Origin of the sequence: Streptomyces sp. NBC_01465, assembly GCF_036227325.1 — a bacterium.
Lineage (GTDB): Bacteria > Actinomycetota > Actinomycetes > Streptomycetales > Streptomycetaceae > Streptomyces.
This window is the reverse complement of record NZ_CP109467.1, coordinates 7,740,928-7,763,215: the sequence shown is the minus strand read 5'-3', so window position 1 is coordinate 7,763,215 and position 22,288 is coordinate 7,740,928. Positions and strand designations below refer to the sequence as shown.

Sequence of the window (22,288 nt, the reverse complement as noted above, 5' to 3'; positions counted from 1 at the left end):
CGGATCTGTTCAGCTCACGGTGACGTCGACAGGCCCCGAGGGGACTCCCGCGTCTTCCATGGTTTCCGCGATCTTCATGGCCTCTTCGATGAGGGTCTCGACGATCTTCGACTCGGGTACGGTCTTGACGACCTCGCCCTTGACGAAGATCTGCCCCTTTCCATTGCCCGACGCGACGCCCAGATCTGCCTCGCGCGCTTCGCCGGGCCCGTTGACGACACAGCCCATGACGGCGACCCTCAGCGGCACTTCCATGCCCTCGAGTCCGGCCGTCACCTCGTCGGCGAGCTTGTAGACGTCCACCTGGGCCCGTCCGCACGACGGACAGGAGACGATCTCCAGTCGCCGCTGTCGCAGGTTGAGCGACTCCAGGATCTGGATGCCAACCTTGACCTCCTCGGCGGGCGGCGCGGACAGCGAGACACGGATGGTGTCGCCGATGCCCTCCGACAGCAGCGCGCCGAAGGCGACGGCCGACTTGATGGTCCCCTGGAAGGCGGGCCCGGCCTCGGTCACCCCCAGGTGCAGCGGGTAGTCGCATGCGGCGGCCAGCTGCCGGTAGGCGTTGACCATCACCACGGGGTCGTTGTGCTTGACGGAGATCTTGATGTCGCGGAAGCCGTGCTCCTCGAAGAGCGAGGCCTCCCAGAGCGCGGACTCCACCAGCGCCTCGGGCGTGGCCTTCCCGTACTTCTTCAGCAGCCGGGCGTCCAGCGAACCGGCGTTGACGCCGATCCGGATGGGCGTCCCCGCATCGGAGGCCGCCCGGGCGATCTCCCGCACCTTGTCGTCGAACTGCTTGATGTTGCCCGGATTCACCCGCACCGCCGCGCACCCGGCGTCGATCGCCGCGAACACGTACTTCGGCTGGAAGTGGATGTCGGCGATCACCGGGATCTGTGATTTGCGGGCGATGGTGGCGAGCGCGTCCGCATCGTCCTGCGTGGGGCACGCCACTCGTACGATCTGGCAGCCGGAGGCCGTCAGTTCGGCGATCTGCTGCAGCGTCGCCCCGATGTCGGACGTACGCGTCGTGGTCATCGACTGCACCGATACTGGCGCGTCCCCGCCGACGGCCACCGACCCGACCTGGATGCGCCGCGAGTGGCGGCGCATCGCGAGCGGCCGGGCCGGCAGCTCGGGGAGGCCCAGTGCTACAGGCACTCCAGTGGCCATGACGTCACCCGCGGTTTCCGGAGACCGTCTCGCGTGCGGCCCTGATGGACTCCTTGAGCGAGCCCATCGTCGCCAGAACGGCCGTCGGCTCGTAACCGCAGTGCGCCATGCAGTTGGCGCAGCGCGGGTCCTTGCCACGTCCGTACTTGTCCCAGTCGGTCTCCTCGATGAGCTCCTTGTACGTCGGGACGTACCCGTCGCTCATCAGGTAGCAGGGCCGCTGCCACCCGAAGAGGGAGTAGTTGGGGATCGCCCATGCGGTGCACGGGAAGTCCGCCTTCCCCTCCAGGAAGTCCAGGAAGAGCGGCGAGTGGTTGAGCCGCCACTTCTTCCTGTTGCCGCCCGCGAAGGCCTTCTTGAAGAGCTCGCGGGTCTGCTCGACGCCCAGGAAGTGCTCCTGGTCGGGCGCCTTCTCGTAGGCGTACGCGGGCGAGATCATCATCTCGTCCACGTGCAGGTCGTCATTGAGGTAGTTGAGCACCTCGATGATCGTCTGCGGGGTGTCCGTGTTGAAGAACGTGGAGTTGGTCGTGACCCGGAAGCCTCGGCGCTTGGCCTCCTTGATGGCCTCCACGGCCTCGTCGAACACCCCCTCTTTCGCTACGGACTCGTCGTGCCGCTCCCGCAGGCCGTCGATGTGCACGGCGAACGCGAAGTACGGCGATGGCGTGAATTTCTCGATCTTCTTGCGGAGCAGCATCGCGTTGGTGCAGAGGAAGACGTACTTCTTCTTGGCCACCAACTGCCGCACAATTTCGTCGATCTGAGGGTGCATCAGCGGTTCGCCGCCGGCGATGGAGACCATCGGGGCGCCGGATTCCAGCACCGCCCCCACGGCCTGCGCCACGGGCATGCGCTGCTTGAGCACGCCTGCGGGATGCTGGATCTTCCCGCAGCCCTCACACGCCAGGTTGCACGCGAAAAGTGGTTCCAACTCGACGATCAGCGGGAACTTCTCGCGCTTGCGGATCTTCTGTTCAAGGAGATACGTCCCGACCCTGATGGTCTGGCGAAGCGGCATGGCCATCTAGCTCACCTCCTGGGGAGCAGCAAAGAACGGTGCCATTCAAAGAACGCTGGTAGGACGGCACGGAGAACACGGAAAGCCGATATTCCACCGCGAACCGTCCCAATACGGACGAGTTCATGTTCTGGAGCGTCCACGACCACTCGTACGGCCGCAACCGGGCGGGGCCCGGCTCGTACAGCGCTCCAGAGCGTCGCCGCGGACTCCATGTCCACGGCGATCGCCCCTGTGGCACGCAGCTCTTCCCGCTCGTGGCCGCGCACCACATGGTCTGAGCCGGTCAGCGGACCGGTGTGGATCCCGCGCCCCGGCAGGGCGTCGGAGAGCGCCTTGATCAGCGTCTCGGTGCCCACGCACGGGGTGACGCCCCTGGGGTCGCGGGTCTCCTCGGCGACCACCAGATCGCCGGGGTGCATCCCGGGCGCGAGCCCGGCACAGAACCCGGAGGCGATCACGGCGGCGTCCTTGAAGGGGAGTTCGCCGAGGGTACGGGCGACGGTGTAGTCGGCGGCCTCGGGCCCCATTCCCGTACGGAGCACGGTGACGGGCGCCGGCGCACCGCTGCGGCTGCCGCCGCGCAGCGCGAGCCTCTCGATGCCGAGCGCACAGGCGATCAGCAGAGGCGCACTGTCCTGGACTTCGGTCATCGGCTCCCCTGCCTGCCGGGGCCGAAGGGCTCCCCGTGCACATAGCGGCCCAGCGCGGTGAGCGGGAAGACCTGGCGGTAGAGGTTGTAGTTGATCGAGAAGTCCCAGGGGAAGCCGGTCCCGGTGAAGTACGGCTCGTCCCAGGCCCCGTCCTCGCGCTGGGTCTCGGCGAGCCAGGCGACGCCCCGCTCCACGGCCTTGCTCTCCCGCTCCCCGCCCGCCAGCAGCGCCAACAGCGCCCAGGCGGTCTGGGAGGCGGTCGAAGCGCCGTGCCCGATCCACTTCTCCTCGCGGTACGAGCGCAGGTCCTCGCCCCAGCCGCCGTCGTCGTTCTGCACGGACTCCAGCCAGGAGACCGCACGGCGGATCGCCGGGTGCGAGGCGGGAAGCCCGGCCGCGGTCAGCGCGGGCAGCACCGACCCCGTCCCGTAGATGTAGTTGACGCCCCAGCGGCCGAACCAGGCGCCGCTCGCCTCCTGTTCGGCGAGCAGCCACTCGATACCGCGCCGGGTGCGCGGATCGTGCGCCTTGCCCTCGACGGCGAGCATCTCCAGGACGTGCGCCGTGACATCGGCGGACGGCGGGTCGATGACTTCGCCGAAGTCGCAGAACGGCAGCCGGTTGGGGAAGGCGCTGGTGTTGTCCGCGTCGAAGGCTCCCCAGGCGCCGTTCTTCGACTGCATGCCCAGGTTCCAGGCCACTCCGCGCTCGACGGCCGCTTCCAGCCGGGCGGGCTCGGGGTGTCTGACTCTTCGCAGGGCCAGGACCACCTCGGCGGTGTCGTCGATGTCGGGGTAGTTGTCGTTGTGGAACTCGAACGCCCAGCCCCCGGGGGCCAGTCCCGGCCTGCGCACCGACCAGTCGCCGGGCCGCGAGATCTCCTCGGCCAGCATCCAGTCCGCCGCCTTGACCAGCGCCGGGTGGTCGGGGCGCACCCCGGCGTCGGCGAGCGCGATGGTCGCCAGACACGTGTCCCAGACCGGCGACTGACAGGCCTCGATCATGCGGGCGCCGTCCTCGCGCCAGATGGCGAAACGGTCCAGCGACTCGAGTCCCGCACGCATCACGGGGTGTTCGAGGTCGTACCCGAGCAGATGCAGGGCGATCACCGAGTACACGGCGGGCGGCTGGATACCGCCCCAGCACCCGTCGTTCTCCTGCCGCTCGATGATCCAGCGCGCGGCCGCCTTCATCGACGCCTTGCGCACCACACGCGGTGCGACCCGGTGGTAGAAGTGCAGCCCCTTGTCGATCCGCTGGAAGACCCCGTCCCAACTGGTCATCGGCGCAAGGCGTTTGGCCGGGTTGGGATTGCGGGCGTCGGCGTGCAGCTCGTCGAGGGCGAAGGGAGCCGGGCGTACCGGACGCTTCGCGGACACGACGGTGAGCGGCACGATGGTCTGGCGCGCCCAGCAGCCGAAGTCGTAGATGTTCAGCGGCAGCCACTTGGGCAGAAAAATGATCTCCGGTGGCATCTCGGGGAGGTCGTCCCACTTCCACCAGCCGAAGAGCGCGAGCCAGATCCGGGTGAAGACCCGGCTCGCCGCGATCCCGCCGTGGCGGCGGATCCAGGCGGAGGCGCGTGCCATGTGCGGGTCGTCGGGGGCGTCCCCGGCCAGCCGCAGGGCGACGTACGCCTCGATGGTGGTGGAGAGTTCACCGGGGCCCTCGTAGAACGTGGCCCAGGTGCCGTCCTCGCGCTGCTCGCCGCGGATGAAGAGTGCCGCCGCCTGGACGGTCTTCTCGTCCTGGATGCCCAGGAACTGCCTGAGCAGGAGGTCCTCGGCGTCCATGGTGACGTTGGTCTCCAGGTCGCCTTTCCACCAGCCCTCGGCGTCCTGCGTGCCCAGAAGGTAGTCGACCGAGCGTGCAGCGGCCCGCTCCGCGGCTTCGAGTACCTCGTCCACGGCGGGAGTTGATTCGGTTGTTTCGCTGGCCGAGGCTGCGCGGGGCTCCATGGCCCCGGTGCTTCCGTCGGTCGTCGCTGTCATGGCTTCCCCTTACGTGCAGTGGTTCTTCTGCTGTGCTGGGGTCTCCGTCGGCCGGTGTCCTTACGGGGACACCGGCCGGCGACTGCGAGTCATATAGAGGGAGTGGTCATCGCTTTCGTACGACCACGAAGTCGGCGAGCGCGACGAGCTGTGCCCTGACCTGTTCCGGCATATCGACTCCGTTCAGTGCCTCGATCGCGACGGCATGCTGCCTGCGGGCCTCCTGCGAGGTCCACTCGCGACCGCCGGCCTCTTCGATCAACGCGGCCCGAGTGGCGAACTCTTCCTCGGAGAAGGTGTCGAAATCATTACTCTTGGCGTCCGCTGCGAGCAGCTCGCCAAGACGCTCCGAGGCCGGGCCGCCCGCGGCGAGCGCGGCGACGACCGGCAGTGACTTCTTGCGCTGGCGCAGGTCGCTCCAGGTCTGCTTGCCGGTCGCCTCCGGGTCGCCCCAGATGCCGAGGAGATCGTCCACGGCCTGGAAGGCGAGACCCAGGTGGTAGCCGTACGACTCGAGGATGTCGGCCGTACGGTCGTCGGCGCCGCCGAGCACCGCGCCGATGGAGACGGCGCAGGCGAGCAGGGCGCCCGTCTTGTTGCCCTCCATCTCCAGGCACTCCTCGACGGTGACCCGCTCGCGGTGCTCGTAGGAGATGTCCTGCGCCTGACCGTCGATCAGCTTCCGCGTGGCGGTGGTGAGCCGGCGGGTGGCGCGACCTGCCTCGACCGTGCCGAGTTCCAGGAGGAGCTCGTTGGCGAGCGCGAAGAGCGCGTCGCCGACGAGGATCGCCTGGGCGGGACCGTGCACCTTCCACACGGTGTCGCGGTGGCGGCGCTGCTCGTCGCCGTCCATCAGGTCGTCGTGCAGCAGCGAGAAGTTGTGCACGAGTTCGACGGCGACCGCACCGGGGACGCCGACCTCGGCGGCGGCGCCGGCCGCCTCCGCGGAGAGCAGGGCCAGTGCGGGACGCACGGCCTTGCCGCCGTCGCCGTCGGAGGGGTTGCCCTCGGCGTCGATCCAGCCGAAGTGGTACGCGGCTACGGTGTCCATGGGCGGCGCGAGCCGGTCCACGGCAGCACGCAGCACCGGTGAGGACAGGGTCCGTCCGCGCTCCAGAAGCGCGACAATATCGACGGTGTCTGCGGCCGGGGTCACAGGCTCTCCTCTTGTTCCAGTAGCAGTGCTCATGCCGCCTCCTGAAGCGGATGTCTCTGAGGGCGGCCCAGATCGGAGAGCGCGGCACCTGCGGCGCTGAAGCCGCTGCGCACGGCGCTCTCCATGGTCGCGGGCCAGCCGGTGGCGGTCCACGCGCCGGCCAGATAGAAGCCTGGGGCGTTGGTGGCCGCCGCGGGGCGCAGCCGTCCCACGCCGGGGGACGGCGCGAAGGTCGCCGTCCGCTCCCGGGTGACGAAGAAGTCGCGTACCTCCGCGCCGCGGGCGGCGGGCAACAGCCGCTCCAGCTCGGGGAGATAGCGCTCGCGCAGTACGGAGACGGGCTCGTCGATGTCGTCCTCGGCGGCGGACTGCGACAGCGCCAGATACTGGCCGCCGCCCTTCAGCCCCGAGGCGTCCGTACGGTCGAAGACCCACTGGACGGGGGTGCCGAGGGCCGCGAAGAAGGGCTGCTTGAGCACCTTGCGGTCGTAGACGACATGGATGTTGAGGATCGGCGCGGTCCCGATGTCGAGCAGCCGGTCGGCGTCGTCGAGTGCCCCCTCGGGCAGCAGGGCGTGGGCCTCGCGCTGCGGGACGGCCAGCACCACGGCGTCCGCCTCGAGCGTCTCGCCGTCCACCTCGACCTCCCAATTGCTGTTCTGTGCACGGGAGATACCCAGGACTCGGGTCCGCAATTCGGTCCGTACGCCTGCGCTGTCCAGTGCCTTGCGCGCCAGAGTGTCGTGCAGTTCGCCGAGCGGTACGTGCGCCCAGCCGATGTCGGCGGCGCCGGGCTCGGAGAGCAGTCCGGTCTTGAAGACCATGGCGGCGAGCCCGAGCGAGGCGTGGGGTGCGGTGGCGTTGAGCGTCGCGACGCCCACCAGGTCCCAGAGCGCCTCGATGGTGCGCTCCGACTGGCCGTGGCTGCCGAGCCAGCTCGCGAAGTCCACGTCGTCCAGGGCGGGATCGGCCAGGTCGAGGCCCTTGAGCGCGAGCGCCGCGCGCCCGACGCTCGCCCGCTCGGCGAGCGAGAGGTGCGGGTAGGTCGCCAGGCTCTTCACCAGGTGCAGCGGTACGGGAAGGCCGGTGCGCCGCAGCCGTCCAAGACGCGGGCCGCGCGGGTGCGCGACGTCGAGCACGGGCACGTCGAGCCGGTCCTGCAGCGGCGCGAGGGCGGCTCCGTCGACGCGGTCGAGGAACCAGCGGTAGGCGGTGCAGCACCGCAGATAGACATGCTGGCCGTTGTCGACGGTCAGCTCGCCGCGCTGGAAGGAGAAGGCGAGCCCGCCGAGCCGCGGCCGCCCTTCGAGCAGGGTCACCCGCAGGCCCGCGTCGGCGAGTTCGAGTGCGGCGGTGATCCCGGCGAGCCCTCCGCCGACCACGACCGCGCGTTCGCCGACGGGTGCGGCCGCCCCCTCGGGGCGGCCGGCCGGTCGTGAAGACGGCCCCTCGGGCCGCACTGCATCGGCTGTCATACGTTCTCCCCCTCGACCCTGTTGTCCAGGTGCGGACCACCGGCCGTTGCAGTCAGGGACGCCGCGGCGGAGCGGAGGGTTGCGCGCCGGTACCGGCAATTCCCCGTGTACCCAGCACCGTCGTGGAACGGTCTGTCACGATCCATCAGGCGCGCCTCCGCGCCGTCTGCCGGGAGATGTGCCGGGTGTCGAGTCCGGAGAGTCCGCGCACCGCGACGTACGCCTTCTCCCGCCCGGGGAGCGAGACGCGGCCGCGCAGCACCGCCTCGGGGTCCCGCTCGATGCGGTCGAGGAGCCGGCGGTAGATGCCGGCCATGGCAGCGACACAGGCGCCGCTGCGACGGTCGAGGAGCGGCAGCAGCCGGTAGCCCTCGGCGAAGAGGGCGCGGGCGCGCCGGACTTCGAAGTGCACCAGGCCCGCGAAGTCCGAGCCCGCGGGCGGTGTCGCACTGTGGAAGCCCGCGGAGCAGCCGAACTTGGCGAGGTCGTCGGCGGGCAGATAGGTGCGGCCGTTGCCCGCGTCCTCGCGTACGTCCCGGAGGATGTTGGTGAGCTGCAGGGCGAGGCCGAGGGTGTCCGCGTAGTCGAAGGCCTTCTCGGTGGAGCCCGTCTCGGTTCCGAAGATGCCGAGCGAGAGCCGGCCGATGGCGCCCGCGACGCACCGGCAGTAGACCTTGAGGTCGTCCCAGGTCTCGTAGGTCTCCTCGTGCACGTCCATCAGTACGCCGTCGATGAGTTCGTCGAGCCCGCCGAGCGGGATCGGGAACCGGCGTGCGGCGTCCGCGAGTGCGACGGCCACCGGGTCGGTGTCGTCCTCCTCGACCTCGCCGGCGCGTACCCGGCCGAGGAGTTCGCGGGTCGACTCGAGCCGCGTCTGCTTGACGTCGGGCGGCAGTTCCCCGTCGCCGATGTCGTCGACGCGGCGCGAGAAGGCGTACAGCGCCGACATCGCCTGCCGCTTGTCGGCCGGCAGCAGCCTGATGCCGTACGCGAAATTCCGTGCCTGCTGACCGGTCACGGCCTCGCAGTAGCTGTATGCGGCCATCACCGGCGCAGATAGCTGCGCGTGTCCCTCCACGGTCCGGCTCACCCCTCTCTACGCGTTCCTCGCAAGACGGCTCCCACTTCGCGCAGCAGGCTGAGCTTGGTGGGCTTGGGCGGTCCTGGAAGTACGTCGTACCCGGCGGCGGTGACCGCCTGGAGTGCGGCACTTCCCCCGGCCACGAATCCGGCGAGCAGCAGCTTGAGTCTGCCGTGGACGCTACCCACCAGGGGAGCGCCTTCATTCAGCAGTCCCCGGGCGCGTTCCGCTTCGTACGCGACCAGCGCGCGCACCGATGCGCCCGCGCTGGGTGCAGCCAGATCCGCCTCCTGGACATGGAACCGCTTCATGTCCTGGGCGGGCAGGTAAATGCGGTCGCGGCCGAGGTCCTCGGCGACGTCCTGAAGGTGTTCGACGATCTGCAGGGCGGTGCAGACGGCGTCGGAGCGGCGGATGCGCTCGGGGGTCGCGGTGCCGGTCAGCTGGAGGACGAGGCGGCCGACGGGGTTGGCGGAGAGCTCGCAGTAGGCGAGGAGGTCCTCGTACGTCTCGTAGCGGCGCACCGTCTGGTCCTGGCGGTTGGCCTCGATCAGTCCGAGGAACGGCTCGGGCGCGAGGGAGCGTCGGCGGACCGTCGGCTGCAGGGCGCTCAGGAGCGGGTGGCGGGGCGTGCCGTCGAAGACGCGCCCGAGGTCGGCCTCGAAGGCGTCGAGCATCGCGAGGCGGTCGTCCGCCTGCGCCGGATCGAGGCCCAGGCGCACGGCTTCGCCGGGGGCGTCGGCGAGATCGCCGTCACCGATGTCGTCGACCAGGCGTGCGTAGCCGTACACGGCCATCAGATCGCCGCGCCAGGCGCGCGGCAGGAAGAAGGGGGCGACGGGGAAGTTCTCGTCGGCGGCCTTGTCCAGGGTGGTGCGCGAGGCCGGGTCGGTGCGCGCCTCCCGCTCCGCCGTCACCACGCGCTGCCCGGTGCGGGTACGGCGAAAGCATCGCGGAGCTGGAGATCGTCCGTTGCCATTGCCGTCACATCTCCCGTTCTACACTGCCGACCCAATACATCCCATTTCGGACACGCCGCCCGCGCCTCGGAGCGGGAGGACCGCCCGGAGACGAGACGCCGTGGAGGTATCGCCCCACTTGCCGCGAATCAGCACCGGTACAGCTTACGTTGTACAACGCTCAGCACTGCGGCGGGGTGTTGAGCGCATTACAAGAACACTCCAATCCGCGCCAACCTTCCCCACTCGTACAGGACTTGACGATCACTTGACCCTCACGACGCGATGAGCCCGGCGGTCACCATGGCCACAGTGCGCTCGATGGCGACGTCCTGGACCGCCTCCGGCAGTCGCTTCATCGGCCCGTCGAGGATCAGCATGGACAGCCCGTGCACCGCCGCCCAGGCCGCAGCCTCCGCCGCAGGCCGGTTGCGCTCGGGCATCCGGCCGGACGCCACCATCTCGTCGAGCACTCCGGTGAGCAGCACGAAGGCGCGGTACGAGGGATCCGATCCGGCGGGCGTCACCCCGCCCCACTCCTTCTCGTCGCTGATCAGCTCGGGCGAACAGAACGCGGCGCGGTAGAGACCGGGCTGCTTGCGGGCGAAGCGGACATAGCCGCGCCCGATGGCCGCGAAGCGGAGTTCGGCCGCCGCGCCCGGGTCGTCGGAGGAGGGCGCTTCGGCGGCGGCCTCCTCCATCGAGTCGGCGAGGGCCTGCTGACCGTGGACCTTAACGGCCAGCAGAAGGTCCCCTTGGCCCGCGAAGTGCCGGTAGGCGGCGGTCGGTGAGACCCCGACGCGCCGGGCCGCCTCGCGCAGGACGACCTTCTCCGGGCCACCGTCGGTCGCGAGTTCCACCGCGGCGGCGATCAGCGCATTGCGCAGATCGCCGTGGTGGTAGCCCGTCTTGCCCCCCGAGATCGCTGTCATAAGTTCATCCTGCCCGATGTTGACAGGATTAACATCCGCTGGGAACGTCAGAGTTGACACCGTAAACATTGGGAGGGGAACACCGTGCTGCACACGATCGCCGACCTGGCGCTGCGCCGGGCCCGGCTCTTACTCGTCCTGGCCGCAGTGGCCGTCGTCGCGATGGCCGCGCTCGGCTTCGGCGCCTTCGGCAAACTGCTCGGCGGGGGCTTCGACGATCCGAAGGCGCCGTCCAGCCGCGCCCAGACCCTGATCAACGAGAAGTTCGGCGGCGACACCAATCTGGTCCTGCTGGTCCGGGCCGACGGATCGGCGGCCGGCGGGCTCTCCTCGTCCGCCGTCGAGGCGCGCGGACGGTCCGTCACCGAGGGGCTCCAGCACGAGGCGACGGTGTCGAACGTCGTCTCGTACTGGGATGCCAAGAGCCCCCGGATGGTCTCCACGGACGGCAGCGAGGCGCTCGTACTCGCCCATGTCAAAGGCACGGACAGCGAGGTGGGCGACCGGGCGAAGGTGCTCCTCGAACGCTACGCGGGTAACCGGGGCGGGGTCAGCGTGACCTCGGGTGGCGTTGCCGGCGTCACCAACGATGTGACGTCCCAGGTCTCCAAGGACCTGGCCACGGCCGAGATGATCGCCATTCCGCTGACGCTCATTCTGCTCGTGCTGGCCTTCGGGAGTTTCGTCGCCGCGCTGCTGCCGCTGGTCATCGGACTCATCGCGATCCTCGGCACGTTCGCCGAGTTGTTCGTCATCGGGTCGCTCACCGACGTCTCCGTCTTCTCCATCAATCTGACCACCGCCCTCGGACTCGGGCTCGGCATCGACTACGCGCTGCTGCTCGTCAGCCGTTTCCGCGAGCAACTGGCCGCCGGGGCAGCGGTACCCGACGCGCTGCGGACGACCGTGACAACGGCCGGGCGCACGATCGTCTTCTCCGCCGCGACCGTGGCGGCGGCGCTTGCCGCACTGCTGGTCTTCCCGCAGTTCTTCCTGCGCTCGTTCGCCTACGCGGGCATCGGGGTGGTGGCCATCGCCGTACTCGGTGCGCTCTTCGTCGTGCCGCCGCTCCTCGCGGTGCTCGGGCACCGCGTCAACAAGGGGCGCCTGCCGTGGGCCTCGGCCGTACGGCGCGCCGACGCACCGTTCTGGGGCAGGCTCGCCGGTACGGTCATGCGCCGGCCCGCGCTGACCGCGCTGCCCGTCCTCGCCGTCCTGCTGCTGGCCGCGAGCCCACTGCTCGGCGTCACCTTCGGCACTCCGGACGAGCGCGTGCTGCCGGAGTCGGCGGCCGCCCGCCAGGTGGCCACCGCACTGCGGGAGGACTTCCGCGCCAACGACACCGGTTCCGTGCAGGTGGTGACCGAAGGGGGCGTGCAGCCCGGGGCGCTGAGTACGTACGCGCAGCGTCTTTCGCGGCTCGACGGAGTCGTCCGGGTCGACGCGAGTTCGGGTACGTACACGAAGGGGCAGGCCCAGCCCGCCGGTCCCGCGAGCGCCGCGCTGGGGCGCTCGGACGCCCAGCGGATCGAGGTCGTCTCCGCGTTCACGCCCAAGTCGGGGGATGCGCAGGACCTCGTACGCGAGATCCGGGCGCTCCCGGGTCCGTCGGGCACGACCACACTCGTCGGCGGGGACGACGCGCGGCTGGTCGACTCCAAGCACTCGATCGGGATCAGGCTTCCCCTGGCCGCAGGGCTGATCGCGGTGACGACCTTCGTACTGCTCTTCCTCTTCACCGGCAGCGTCGTGCAGCCGCTGCGTGCCCTGCTGCTCAACGCGGTGAGCCTGTCGGCCTCCGTGGGCGTGATGGTGTGGATCTTCCAGGACGGGCATCTCGCCTCTCTCCTCGGCTTCACACCGCAGCCGTTGGACACCTCGATGACCGTGCTGCTGTTCTGTGTCACCTTCGGACTCTCGATGGACTACGAGGTCTTCGTGACCAGCCGGATGAAGGAGCTGCACGACGCGGGGGCCGACCGCTCGACCGTCGTGACGCAGGGGCTCGCGCGGACCGGGCGGATCGTCTCGATGGCGGCCGGGCTGCTCGCGGTGAGCTTCTTCGCCTTCGGCACGAGCTCGATCAGCTTCCTGCAGATGTTCGGCATCGGCAGCGGGCTCGCCATCGTCATCGACGCGGTGGCCGTGCGCGGGATCCTGGTGCCGGCCGCCATGCGGGTCCTGGGCGACCGTGCCTGGTACGCACCGCCGTTGCTGCGCAGGCTGCACGGGCGGGTGGGGCTGGCCGAGGCACCGGAGGTGAAGCAGCCCGCCGGGGTGTGAGGCAGGCCGCGTACGGAAAGAGGCCCCCGCAGGACCGATTCGGGTCCTGCGGGGGCCTCTTCGCGGAGTCGGCCGGACTAGCGTCCGGTCTCCTTCTCGTACGCCTTGATGACCTCGTCGGTCGGGCCGTCCATCAGGAGCTCGCCCTTCTCCAGCCACAGGACGCGGTCGCAGGTGTCCCTGATCGACTTGTTGCTGTGGCTGACGAGGAAGACGGTGCCCGCCTCCTTGCGCAGTTCGCGGATGCGCTGCTCGGAGCGGATCTGGAACTTGCGGTCACCGGTGGCGAGCGCCTCGTCGATCATCAGCACGTCGTGGTTCTTGGCGGCCGCGATGGAGAAGCGGAGCCTGGCCGCCATGCCGGACGAGTAGGTGCGCATCGGCAGGGTGATGAAGTCGCCCTTCTCGTTGATGCCGGAGAAGTCGACGATGCCCTGGTAGCGCTCGCGGATCTCCTCGCGGGACATGCCCATGGCGAGGCCGCCGAGGATGACGTTGCGTTCGCCCGTGAGGTCGTTCATCAGCGCCGCGTTCACGCCGAGCAGAGAGGGCTGGCCGTCGGTGTAGACCTTGCCGCTCTCCGTCGGCAGCAGTCCGGCGATGGCGCGCAACAGGGTGGACTTGCCGGAGCCGTTGGTGCCGATGAGGCCGATGGCCTCGCCGCGGTACGCCGTGAAGGAGACGCCGCGTACGGCGTGGACCTTGCGGACACCGCGCGACTCGCCGGTCTTGTTCCTGCGGACCATGCGGCTGAGCGCGGCGGTGGCGCTGCCCTTGCCGCCGCCTGCGCCGTTCACCCGGTAGACGATGTGCACATCGTCGGCGATGACGGTGGGGACCCGCCCCTCGATCTTGTCCTCAGCCACGGCCGTACCGTTCCTCTGCCTTCCAGAAGTACACAAAGCCCGCACAGCCGACGAGGATCGCCCAGATCAGGGCGGCGACCCATACGTGGTCGGGGAGGTTCGACGCGCCGTAACCGTCGATCAGCGCGAAGCGGATCAGGTCCATGTAGATCGCCGCCGGGTTGTACTGCAGCGTGTCGGCGATCCAGGACGGCTTGTCCGCGAGCATGACCGTGATCGAGAACATGACGCCCGACGCGTACATCCAGGTCCGCATGATGAAGGGCATCAGCTGGGCGAGGTCGGGGGTCTTGCTGCCGAGGCGGGCCATGATCAGCGCCATGCCGGTGTTGAACACGAACTGCATGGTCAGCGCGGGCACCACCAGCAGCCAGGAGAGCGAGGGGTAGCTGCCGAAGACCACCGCGACGATCACCAGCACGATCATCGAGAACAGCAGTTGCTGGAGCTGCTGGAGCGCGAAGGAGATCGGCAGTGAGGCGCGCGGGAAGTGCAGTGCCCGCACCAGGCCCAGGTTGCCGGAGATCGCGCGTACGCCTGCCATCACCGAACTCTGCGTGAAGGTGAAGACGAAGACACCCGTGACCAGGAAGGGGATGAAGACTTCCTTGGACATCCCCCGTCCCGAGTTCATGATCACGCCGAAGATGAAGTAGTAGACCGCGGCGTTGAGCAGAGGGGTCGCCACCTGCCAGACCTGGCCCAGCTTGGCCTGGCTGTACTGCGACATCAGCTTGGCCTGGGAGAAGGCCATGATGAAGTGGCGCCGGCCCCACATCTGCCGTACGTACTCGATGAGGCCGGGCCGGGCACCGCTCACCGACAGGCCGTACTTGGCGGCGAGCGCCGCCGGGGGCAGACCGTCGTCGGGAGATGGCGGGGCGCTCAGCGAGACCGCTCCGTCATGGGTTGTGTCACTCACAGGTTGAAACTTTCGTGTTCAAGATGTGCAGCCTGACCGGGTGCAGGTGAAGTACCCCTGATGCTCTCAGACCAGAGCCTGTCAGATGACAGGAGGTCGGCCCAGCCTTGTCAGGCGCCAGACCGTACGCCATTTCATCGGGCGGCGGGGTCCGCAGGGCGTCGACCAGCCTTCCTTGAAGCCGCCGAACCAGGCCTTGAGGGCAGGACCGGACGGGCGACGGGCCAGCGTGAGGAGCATCCAGATCCCGAGGTAGACCGGGACCAGGAGCGCGGGCAGATTGCGGCGGGCGAGCCAGACGCGGTTGCGGGCCACCATCCGGTGGTAGACCGCGTGCCGCGAGGGTGCGGTCGTCGGGTGGTGGAGGACCATGTCCGCGCGGTAGTCGATCATCCAGCCTGCGTCGAGGGCCCGCCAGGCCAGGTCGGTCTCCTCGTGGGCGTAGAAGAACTCGTCCGGGAGTCCGCCGACCTCGGCGATGACCTGCGTACGTACGGCATTGGCGCCGCCGAGGAACGTCGTCACCCGCGAGGAGCGCATCGGGTCCGCGGCGCGCAGCCTGGGCACGTGGCGGCGCTGGGTGACGCCGGTCTCCGGGTCGGCGATCCGGAAGCTGATGATGCCCAGCTTCTGGTCGGCGGTGAAGGCCTGGCGGCACAGCTCGGCCGTGTCGTTGTTCGGCAGCAGACCGTCGTCGTCGAGGAAGAGGAGCACGTCGACGTCGGCGCCCGAGGGGCCGAACGCCTCGATGCCGACGTTGCGGCCGCCGGGGATGCCCAGGTTCTCGGGCAGTTCGACGGTCCGTACGCCTGCGGGGACGTCCGGCACGGGTGCGCCGTTGCCGACCACGACGACCTCGATGCGGTCGCCGTCCTGCTTGGTGACCGAGTCGAGCAGGGCGCGCAGTTCGTCGGGGCGGTTGCCCATGGTGATGATCACCGCGCCGACCTTCATGGGAGTACTCACTTCAGCCTGCTCGACGCGAGGATGGACACGAGGTGGAGCACGGACTGCAGGAGCGCGATGCCCGCCAGCACGGCGACGCCGAGCCGGGAGAAGAACAGGTCGCCCCTGACCGCGTCGAGGATCGCGAGAAGAAGGATCAGCAGGGTCGCTTCGATCCCCATGACGAGCCGGTGGAACTTCAGCGCCCCTGCGGCCCTGCGGGCCAGCGCCATGCCGGAGGTACGCGGCTCGGAGGCCGTCTCCTTGACCGGGGGCATGCCCTGCTGGTGACGGGCGACGCCGACCAGGTCGGTCTCCGACTTGATCAGGATGGCGCCGAGGGCGGCGAGCGTGCCGAGGAAGGCCCACAGCCAGTCGATCCGCCCCGAGCCCCAGATGTCGGCGGCGCGCAGACCGAAGCCGACGAGCACCGCGGCGTCGAGCACATAGGCGGCCACGCGGTCCACGTAGACGCCGACCATCGAGTACTGCTTCTTCCAGCGGGCGACCTCGCCGTCGACGCAGTCGAGAAGCAGGTAGAGCTGAGCCATCAGCACACCGAGCACCGCACCCCAGATCCCGGGCACCAGGAGGGCCGGGGCGGCGAAGGCGGCGGCAACGGTCATCACGTAGGTCAGCTGGTTGGGCGTGATCTTCGTGGTCACCAGGTGCCGGTCGACACGCAGCGAGATCTCGCGCATGTAGAGCCGGCCGCCCCAGTGCTCGCCGCTCCGCCGGTCCTTGACGCCCGGAGGGTGCACGACCGGGCGGAGTTCAGCTACCGATGGCTTTTGCATAGTCGGCGTAAGCGTCCTTGATCTGGTCGGGGTTGAGGTTGAGGTGCTCAAGGATGGTGTAGCGGCCGGGACGGGTCTGCGGGGCGAAGAGCACCGCGTCCACCAGGTCCTGGTCGCTGAAGCCCATCTCCTCGGCGAGGACCGGCAGCCCGTGGCGGCGCAGCGTCGCGGTCATCTCTTTCACCGTGTCGAGATCGCCGCGCAGGAACGTGGCGAACGCTCCGCCGAACCCGCACTGCTCTCCGTGCTGCGCGTTGCGCTTGGGGAAGAGCAGGTCGAAGGCGTGGCAGATCTCGTGGCAGGCACCGGAGGCGGGCCTCGAGTCGCCGGCCACGGACATCGCGAGACCGCACATCACGAGGGACTCGGCGAGCACGCTGAGGAAGGAGTCGTCGCCGATGCTGCCCGGGTGCCGCAGCACCGCGTGGGCGGCCTGGCGGGCCATGGCCGCGGCGAGGCCGTCGATCTGCTCGCCGTTGACCTGGTGCGAGAGCTCCCAGTCCGCGACGGCGGAGATCTTGCAGATGACGTCGCCGACGCCGGCCCGGACGAAGCGGGCCGGGGCATCGCGGATGACGTCCAGGTCGATGACGACGCCGATCGGGGACGGTACGCCGTACGAACCGCGGCCTGCGTCGTTGTCGAGCGTGGCGACCGGCGAGCACAGACCGTCGTGGGCGAGGTTCGTCGCCACGGCGACCAGCGGCAGGCCGACCCTGGCCGCGGCGTACTTCGCACAGTCGACGACCTTGCCGCCGCCGAGCGAGACCACGGCGTCGTACCGGCCGGCGCGCTTGATGGAGTCGGCGAGCTTGACGGCGCCGTCGATGGTGCCGTCGGCGTCGTCGAACCACTGCGCGTCGGGGAAGGCCGGTGCGAACCTCTCCTTCAGCGCCTTGCCGGATCCACCGCTGCTGATCGCGAAGGCGAGCCTGCCGGTGGGGGCGATGCGCTGGTCGGTCAGGATCGTGGCCAGGTCGTCCAGCGCGCCGGCCCGGATGTCGACGACAACCGGGCTCGGCATCAGCCGGGTCAGTACAGGCACGCGATCTCACGGCCCTTCGCGAGGTCGTCGTGGTTGTCGATCTCGACCCACTTGAGGTCGCCGATCGGGGCCACGTCGATCTGGAAGCCGCGGTTGACCAGCTCCTGGTAGCCGTCCTCGTAGTAGAGGTCGGGGTCGCGCTCGAAGGTCGTCTTCAGGGCGTCGGCGAGCTCCTCGGCGGCCTCGGGCTCGATGAGGGTGACACCGATGTACTCGCCGGTGGCGGTGGCCGGGTCCATCAGCTTCGTGATGCGCCGAACTCCCTTGTCGCCGTCGGTGATGACCTTCATCTCCTCGTCGGCGAGGTTCTTCACCGTGTCGAGGGCGAGGATGATCTTCTGGCCCTGGCCGCGGGCGGCGAGCAGCGTCTGCTCGACGGAGACCGGGTGGACGGTGTCGCCGTTGGCGAGGATGACGCCCTGCTTCAGGACCTCACGGGCGCACCACAGGGAGTAGGCGTTGTTCCACTCCTCGGCCTTGTCGTTGTCGATGAGGGTCAGCTTGACGCCGTACTTCGCCTCGAGCTCGGCCTTGCGGGCGTAGACGGCTTCCTTGCGGTAGCCGACGACGATCGCGACCTCGGTGAGTCCGACCTCCGCGAAGTTGCCCAGCGTCAGATCGAGAACAGTGGTCTCGCCGTCAACGGGGACCAGTGCCTTGGGGAGCGTGTCGGTGTAGGGGCGCAGACGCCTTCCGGCGCCGGCCGCCAGTACGAGGCCGATCATGCTGCTTCTCCTTCGTCATGTACGGCGGGCGCCCCGGAGGACACCCAGAAGCGGATGCTCTCCGCGAGCACCACAAGAGCCACGGCCACGGCGAACACCGTGAGCGCGAGCGTGAAGTCTGTGTTGTCCGATCCCAGTACGGCGGCGAGTACGGCCACCAGCAGAACCCGGCCCTCCTGGCCGCCGACCGTGCGCACGAGCCACGCGGGGGGCGCACCGGTGCCGCCCTTGATGCGGTAGACCGTGTCGTAGTGATGGTAGGCGACCGCGGCCACGAGCCCGAAGGCCGCGGGCAGGGCTCCGTCGATGCCGGAGCGGGCGGCCAGGGCCAGGACGGTCACGTACTCTGCCGCCCGGAATATCGGGGGGACGAGCCAGTCGAGCGCGCCCTTGAGGGGGGCGGCTATCGCTACGCCGGAGAGGATCGCGTAGAAGACCGCGGCAATGATCATCTGGCGGCTGCCGAACGGCTGCGTGAGCGCCGCGCTGATGAGAGCCACCGCGCCGACCGCGGCGACGACCGGTGCGGCGAAGCCGCTCTTGATCTTCGGTGCGCGGGCCGCCACGAGCTGGGCGATCGGGCCGCTGTCCGCGAGGTCGGCCAGTGCCTGGGCCGCCCGGTCGGTACGGGTGGCGCGGCGGGTGAGCGAGCGCAGTACGCGGCCCGCGGTGGTGTAGCAGGCGGCCAGGGCGCAGCCGACGAGCAGGGCGTAGAAGACGATCCGCGGGGTGGTGAGCGCGGTCAGCACCGCAATCATGGCCCACCGCTCGCCGATCGGCAGAACTATCATCCGGCGCACCCAGACCGTCCAGCCGACGCTGTCGAGCTTGTCGGAGAGGGCGGCCGTGGGGCTGGTGTTGGCGGTCGCGTCGTGGTTCGCCTCGTTGAAGGAGAAGTCCACGACGTGCCGGCAGGTCTGCAGGACCATCGCGCCGAGCGCGAGGGCCCACACGTCGTCGCCGGAGCGGGCCGCGCCGAGCGCGAGGCCCGCGTAGTAGGCGTACTCCTTGGCCCGGTCGAAGGTGGCGTCCAGCCAGGCGCCGAGCGTCGAGTACTGCAGCGAGTAGCGGGCGAGCTGCCCGTCCGTGCAGTCCAGGACGAAGGAGAAGAGCAGCAGGAGCCCTGCGGCGACGTAGCCGCCGCGGGTGCCGGTCGCCGCGCAGCCCGCCGCGATCAGCGCGGTGATCAGCGAGGCGGTGGTGACCTGGTTCGGGGTCAGGCCCCGGCGGGCGCACCAGCGCGCGATGTAGCGGGAGTAGGGGCTGATGCAGTACGTGGTGAAGAACCCGTCGCGGGACTTCACGGCGTTGCGCAGCCGTACGGCCTCGTCGTCGACGTCCGCGACCGCGGCCCGTGCCGCGTGCCGGGCCTGCGGGTCGCCGGGCACGGAGGCCACGAGCGAGCCGAGCTCGGGCCGCTGCACGGCGACGCCTTCGGCGTCGAGCGCCTGGGCGAGGGTGTCGGGGAGCACGGCGGCGTACTGGCTGCTTGCCGTTGCGGGCTGCTGGGCGTCCACCGTCGTCAGCGCCCGCACCAGTGCGGCCCGGGCCTCGGGCTGGGCCGTGAGGGCGCCGGGGACCGCGGCCGCGGGAAAGCGGGGGTCGGTGAGGGCCAGGCGCAGCGTGTGCAGATGTCCTACGAAGCGAGGGTCGACGACAGCGACCCGGTCGCCCGCGGGCACGGAGGCGAGCAGCGACGCCGCGTCCTCGGTGCCGAAGGCGGCGATGCGGACGTCGAAGCCCAGCGACCGCAGATCGCCTTCGAGCGGCGACCCGGGTACCGGAGCACCGGTGAGGATTGCGGTCGACAGGACGGACTCACTCCTTGGAGCTGGCATGGCTGGTGGCCTGCGCCTTGGCCCCACTGGGGGCCGGGCGGCACGTCGGCAGAGGCTATCGGATGAACTCAAGCGGAAGTTCATCGCCTGTTTACGCCCTGCTCGGGCCGGGCAACCCTGTCGGTTGCCCATGACGATCATCGTCGATCAAGGGCGTACCCCACAAACCGCGGACGGGCACCCCCTAGGGTTGCGGGCATGACGTGGCTGATCACAGGTGGTGCGGGATACATCGGGGCGCATGTGGCGCGGGCGATGCAGGAGGCCGGTGAGCGGGTCGTCGTGCTGGACGACCTCTCCAGCGGGGTGCCCGAGCGGCTTCCCGAGGGGACGGAGCTCGTCCGGGGCTCGGTCCTCGACCGCGAACTGCTCGATACGACGATCACCGGGCACGGCATCACCGGTGTGGTCCATCTCGCGGGCAAGAAGCAGGTCGGGGAGTCCGTGCAGCGGCCGCTGCACTACTACCGCGAGAACGTGTTCGGTCTGACGGTGCTCCTGGAGGCCGTCGCCGCGGCCGGCGTGAAGCGGTTCCTGTTCTCGTCCTCGGCCGCCGTCTACGGGGTGCCGGACGTGGAGCTGATCACCGAGTCGACCCCCTGCGCACCCATCAATCCGTACGGGGAGACGAAGCTGGCCGGAGAGTGGCTGGTGCGGGCGACCGGGCAGGCGTATGGGATCTCCACCGCCTGTCTGCGCTACTTCAACGTGGCGGGCGCGGGCCGTCCCGAGCTGGCCGACACCGGGGTGTTCAACGTCGTCCCGATGTTCTTCGACCGGCTCACCCGGGGTGACGCGCCCCGGGTCTTCGGCGACGACTACCCGACCCCCGACGGCACGTGCATCCGGGACTACATCCATGTCGCGGACCTCGCCGACGCCCATCTGGCGGTCGCCCGCAAGCTTTCCGGCCAGACGGAGGCCGGGGACCTGACGGTCAACATCGGCCGGGGCGAGGGTGTCTCGGTGCGGGAGCTGGCGGATCTGGTGGCCGACGTGACCGGCAACACGACCCCGGTGGTGGTCGAGCCGCGCCGTCCTGGGGATGCGGCCAAGGCCGTCTCGTCCGCCGAGCTGATCGCCAAGGAGCTGGGCTGGACGGCCACGCGCTCGATGCGCGAGATGGTCGAATCGGCCTGGGAGGGCTGGTGCCACCACCATCCCGAGGCGCGCGATACCCCCCACCCGTAGTTGACTGGCTTCCGGACGGCTGGATCCACCGAACCGGAAGGCGGACCGCATGGGGGCCGGGCACGACCACACGCACCAGGGACCGCCGCCGACCGGCACCGCGGCCGCCGCCTACAAGGGGCGGCTGCGGATCGCGCTCGGCATCACGCTGACCGTGATGGTCGTCGAGATCGCCGGCGGTCTGATCGCCGATTCGCTGGCGCTGATCGCCGACGCCACCCACATGGCGACGGACGCGCTGGGGCTCGCGCTGGCGCTCCTGGCGATCCACTTCGCCAATCGCCCGCCGAGCGAGAACCGCACCTTCGGCTATGCACGGGCCGAGATCCTCGCGGCGCTGGCGAACTGTCTGCTGCTGCTCGGCGTGGGCGGTTATGTCCTCTACGAGGCTGTCCAGCGGTTCATCACGCCGGCCGACACCCGGGGCGGTCTGACGATCGTTTTCGGCCTGATCGGTCTGGCCGCGAACATGATCTCCCTCTCGCTGCTCGTACGCGGTCAGAAGGACAGCATCAATGTCCGCGGCGCCTATCTGGAGGTCCTCGCCGACGCCCTGGGTTCGGTCGCCGTCCTCGTCTCGGCCGGAATCATCCTGGCCACCGGCTGGCAGGCCGCCGACCCCGTCGCCTCCATCGTGATCGGGCTCATGATCGTCCCGCGTACGGTGAAGCTGTTGCGCGAGACGCTCAATGTGCTGCTCGAGTCGGCTCCGAAGGGGGTCGACATGGCGGAGGTCCGGGCCCATCTGCTCGCTCTGCCCGGCGTGGACGACGTACACGATCTGCACGCCTGGACCATCACCTCGGGCATGCCGGTGCTCTCCGCCCATGTGGTGGTCAGTCCGGGAGTCCTGGACTCGCTCGGCAACGAGAAGATGCTCCACGCCCTTCAGGACTGTCTCGGCGACCACTTCGACGTCGCGCACTGCACTTTCCAGCTGGAGCCCGGCGGGCATGCACAGCACGAGCCCGGGCTCTGTCATTGAACGGGTCACCGATGAGTACCAGTTGTTAACACGGTCTGCAGCTTTGACCCCCGTTCACGGGGTATCCCCTCTCTGACAACGAGGAGGCCGCCATGCGCCAGGTGAGGATCCAGAAGCCCGTCGGGAAGCGCGACGTCCTCCGGCCGGAGCGCGAGCCGGAGGACAGTCCGCGCGAGCGTCCCGAGATCCGCAGCGATATCCGGCGGACGTGGTGGCCTGCCGAGTGTTAGCCTCCGGGCGGTCTTTG

General features: G+C 69.6%; 20 protein-coding genes. 4 read left to right on the top strand and 16 right to left on the bottom strand.

Annotated elements, in window-relative coordinates; translation table 11 throughout:
- Positions 1 to 9 precede the first annotated feature (9 nt).
- From ispG to OG707_RS36100, 9 genes are all read right to left on the bottom strand, one after another.
- Positions 10 to 1,176 (bottom strand): flavodoxin-dependent (E)-4-hydroxy-3-methylbut-2-enyl-diphosphate synthase, encoded by a 1,167-nt coding sequence (ispG, locus tag OG707_RS36140; RefSeq protein ID WP_329126004.1) that lies wholly within the window; start codon positions 1,174 to 1,176, stop codon positions 10 to 12.
- 4 nt (positions 1,177 to 1,180) lie between these two features.
- Positions 1,181 to 2,203 carry an adenosyl-hopene transferase HpnH gene (hpnH, locus tag OG707_RS36135; RefSeq protein WP_329126002.1) on the bottom strand — a complete coding sequence of 341 codons (1,023 nt, stop codon included), beginning with the start codon at positions 2,201 to 2,203 and terminating at the stop codon, positions 1,181 to 1,183.
- A gap of 5 nt (positions 2,204 to 2,208) precedes the next feature.
- Positions 2,209 to 2,850, bottom strand: coding sequence for a 5'-methylthioadenosine/S-adenosylhomocysteine nucleosidase family protein (locus OG707_RS36130; protein WP_329126000.1), 642 nt, complete (start codon positions 2,848 to 2,850; stop codon positions 2,209 to 2,211).
- Entirely contained in the window at positions 2,847 to 4,841 is a 1,995-nt protein-coding gene (gene shc / locus OG707_RS36125; RefSeq protein WP_329125998.1) for a squalene--hopene cyclase, read from the bottom strand. The genes OG707_RS36130 and shc overlap by 4 nt, the downstream gene beginning before the upstream one ends.
- A gap of 106 nt (positions 4,842 to 4,947) precedes the next feature.
- Positions 4,948 to 6,030: a polyprenyl synthetase family protein gene (locus OG707_RS36120; protein WP_329125996.1), complete on the bottom strand. Its 1,083-nt coding sequence runs from the start codon at positions 6,028 to 6,030 to the stop codon at positions 4,948 to 4,950.
- On the bottom strand, positions 6,027 to 7,472 hold the full coding sequence (hpnE, locus tag OG707_RS36115) for a hydroxysqualene dehydroxylase HpnE (protein ID WP_329125994.1): 1,446 nt from the start codon (positions 7,470 to 7,472) through the stop codon (positions 6,027 to 6,029). The genes OG707_RS36120 and hpnE overlap by 4 nt, the downstream gene beginning before the upstream one ends.
- 145 nt (positions 7,473 to 7,617) lie before the next feature.
- Positions 7,618 to 8,562, bottom strand: coding sequence for a presqualene diphosphate synthase HpnD (gene hpnD / locus OG707_RS36110; RefSeq protein ID WP_329125991.1), 945 nt, complete (start codon positions 8,560 to 8,562; stop codon positions 7,618 to 7,620).
- Positions 8,559 to 9,470, bottom strand: coding sequence for a squalene synthase HpnC (gene hpnC / locus OG707_RS36105; RefSeq protein ID WP_329128153.1), 912 nt, complete (start codon positions 9,468 to 9,470; stop codon positions 8,559 to 8,561). Before hpnC ends, hpnD begins: the two co-directional genes overlap by 4 nt.
- Positions 9,471 to 9,787: 317 nt before the next feature.
- Positions 9,788 to 10,444: a TetR/AcrR family transcriptional regulator gene (locus tag OG707_RS36100; protein ID WP_329125989.1), complete on the bottom strand. Its 657-nt coding sequence runs from the start codon at positions 10,442 to 10,444 to the stop codon at positions 9,788 to 9,790.
- Positions 10,445 to 10,528: 84 nt separating this feature from the next.
- Between OG707_RS36100 and OG707_RS36095 the strand changes: the two genes are divergently transcribed.
- Positions 10,529 to 12,727 carry an MMPL family transporter gene (locus OG707_RS36095; RefSeq protein ID WP_329125986.1) on the top strand — a complete coding sequence of 733 codons (2,199 nt, stop codon included), beginning with the start codon at positions 10,529 to 10,531 and terminating at the stop codon, positions 12,725 to 12,727.
- Positions 12,728 to 12,804: 77 nt separating this feature from the next.
- Here OG707_RS36095 and OG707_RS36090 read toward each other — a convergent pair whose 3' ends face one another.
- The 7 genes from OG707_RS36090 to OG707_RS36060 form a co-directional block, all read right to left on the bottom strand.
- Positions 12,805 to 13,593 carry an ABC transporter ATP-binding protein gene (locus tag OG707_RS36090; RefSeq protein ID WP_329125984.1) on the bottom strand — a complete coding sequence of 263 codons (789 nt, stop codon included), beginning with the start codon at positions 13,591 to 13,593 and terminating at the stop codon, positions 12,805 to 12,807.
- Entirely contained in the window at positions 13,586 to 14,515 is a 930-nt protein-coding gene (locus OG707_RS36085; protein WP_329125982.1) for an ABC transporter permease, read from the bottom strand. The genes OG707_RS36090 and OG707_RS36085 overlap by 8 nt, the downstream gene beginning before the upstream one ends.
- Positions 14,516 to 14,596: 81 nt before the next feature.
- On the bottom strand, positions 14,597 to 15,481 hold the full coding sequence (locus tag OG707_RS36080; RefSeq protein ID WP_329125980.1) for a glycosyltransferase family 2 protein: 885 nt from the start codon (positions 15,479 to 15,481) through the stop codon (positions 14,597 to 14,599).
- The gene (locus OG707_RS36075) at positions 15,478 to 16,257 is read right to left on the bottom strand and encodes a CDP-alcohol phosphatidyltransferase family protein (protein ID WP_329125978.1); all 780 of its coding nucleotides are present in this window, start codon (positions 16,255 to 16,257) and stop codon (positions 15,478 to 15,480) included. Before OG707_RS36075 ends, OG707_RS36080 begins: the two co-directional genes overlap by 4 nt.
- Entirely contained in the window at positions 16,235 to 17,302 is a 1,068-nt protein-coding gene (locus OG707_RS36070) for an iron-containing alcohol dehydrogenase family protein (protein ID WP_329125976.1), read from the bottom strand. The genes OG707_RS36075 and OG707_RS36070 overlap by 23 nt, the downstream gene beginning before the upstream one ends.
- The gene (locus OG707_RS36065; RefSeq protein ID WP_329125974.1) at positions 17,290 to 18,027 is read right to left on the bottom strand and encodes a phosphocholine cytidylyltransferase family protein; all 738 of its coding nucleotides are present in this window, start codon (positions 18,025 to 18,027) and stop codon (positions 17,290 to 17,292) included. The genes OG707_RS36070 and OG707_RS36065 overlap by 13 nt, the downstream gene beginning before the upstream one ends.
- Entirely contained in the window at positions 18,024 to 19,838 is a 1,815-nt protein-coding gene (locus tag OG707_RS36060; protein WP_329128151.1) for a DUF5941 domain-containing protein, read from the bottom strand. The genes OG707_RS36065 and OG707_RS36060 overlap by 4 nt, the downstream gene beginning before the upstream one ends.
- Before the next feature lie 225 nt (positions 19,839 to 20,063).
- Here OG707_RS36060 and galE point away from each other — a divergent pair, with 225 nt between their 5' ends.
- The 3 genes from galE (at position 20,064) to OG707_RS36045 (ending at position 22,271) form a co-directional block, all read left to right on the top strand.
- Positions 20,064 to 21,056: a UDP-glucose 4-epimerase GalE gene (gene galE / locus OG707_RS36055; RefSeq protein ID WP_329125972.1), complete on the top strand. Its 993-nt coding sequence runs from the start codon at positions 20,064 to 20,066 to the stop codon at positions 21,054 to 21,056.
- 49 nt (positions 21,057 to 21,105) lie between these two features.
- Positions 21,106 to 22,041, top strand: a complete 936-nt coding sequence (locus OG707_RS36050) for a cation diffusion facilitator family transporter (protein ID WP_329125969.1) — start codon at positions 21,106 to 21,108, stop codon at positions 22,039 to 22,041.
- A 92-nt stretch (positions 22,042 to 22,133) separates the two neighbouring features.
- Positions 22,134 to 22,271 carry a hypothetical protein gene (locus OG707_RS36045; protein WP_329125967.1) on the top strand — a complete coding sequence of 46 codons (138 nt, stop codon included), beginning with the start codon at positions 22,134 to 22,136 and terminating at the stop codon, positions 22,269 to 22,271.
- The last annotated feature ends 17 nt before the right edge of the window (positions 22,272 to 22,288 follow it).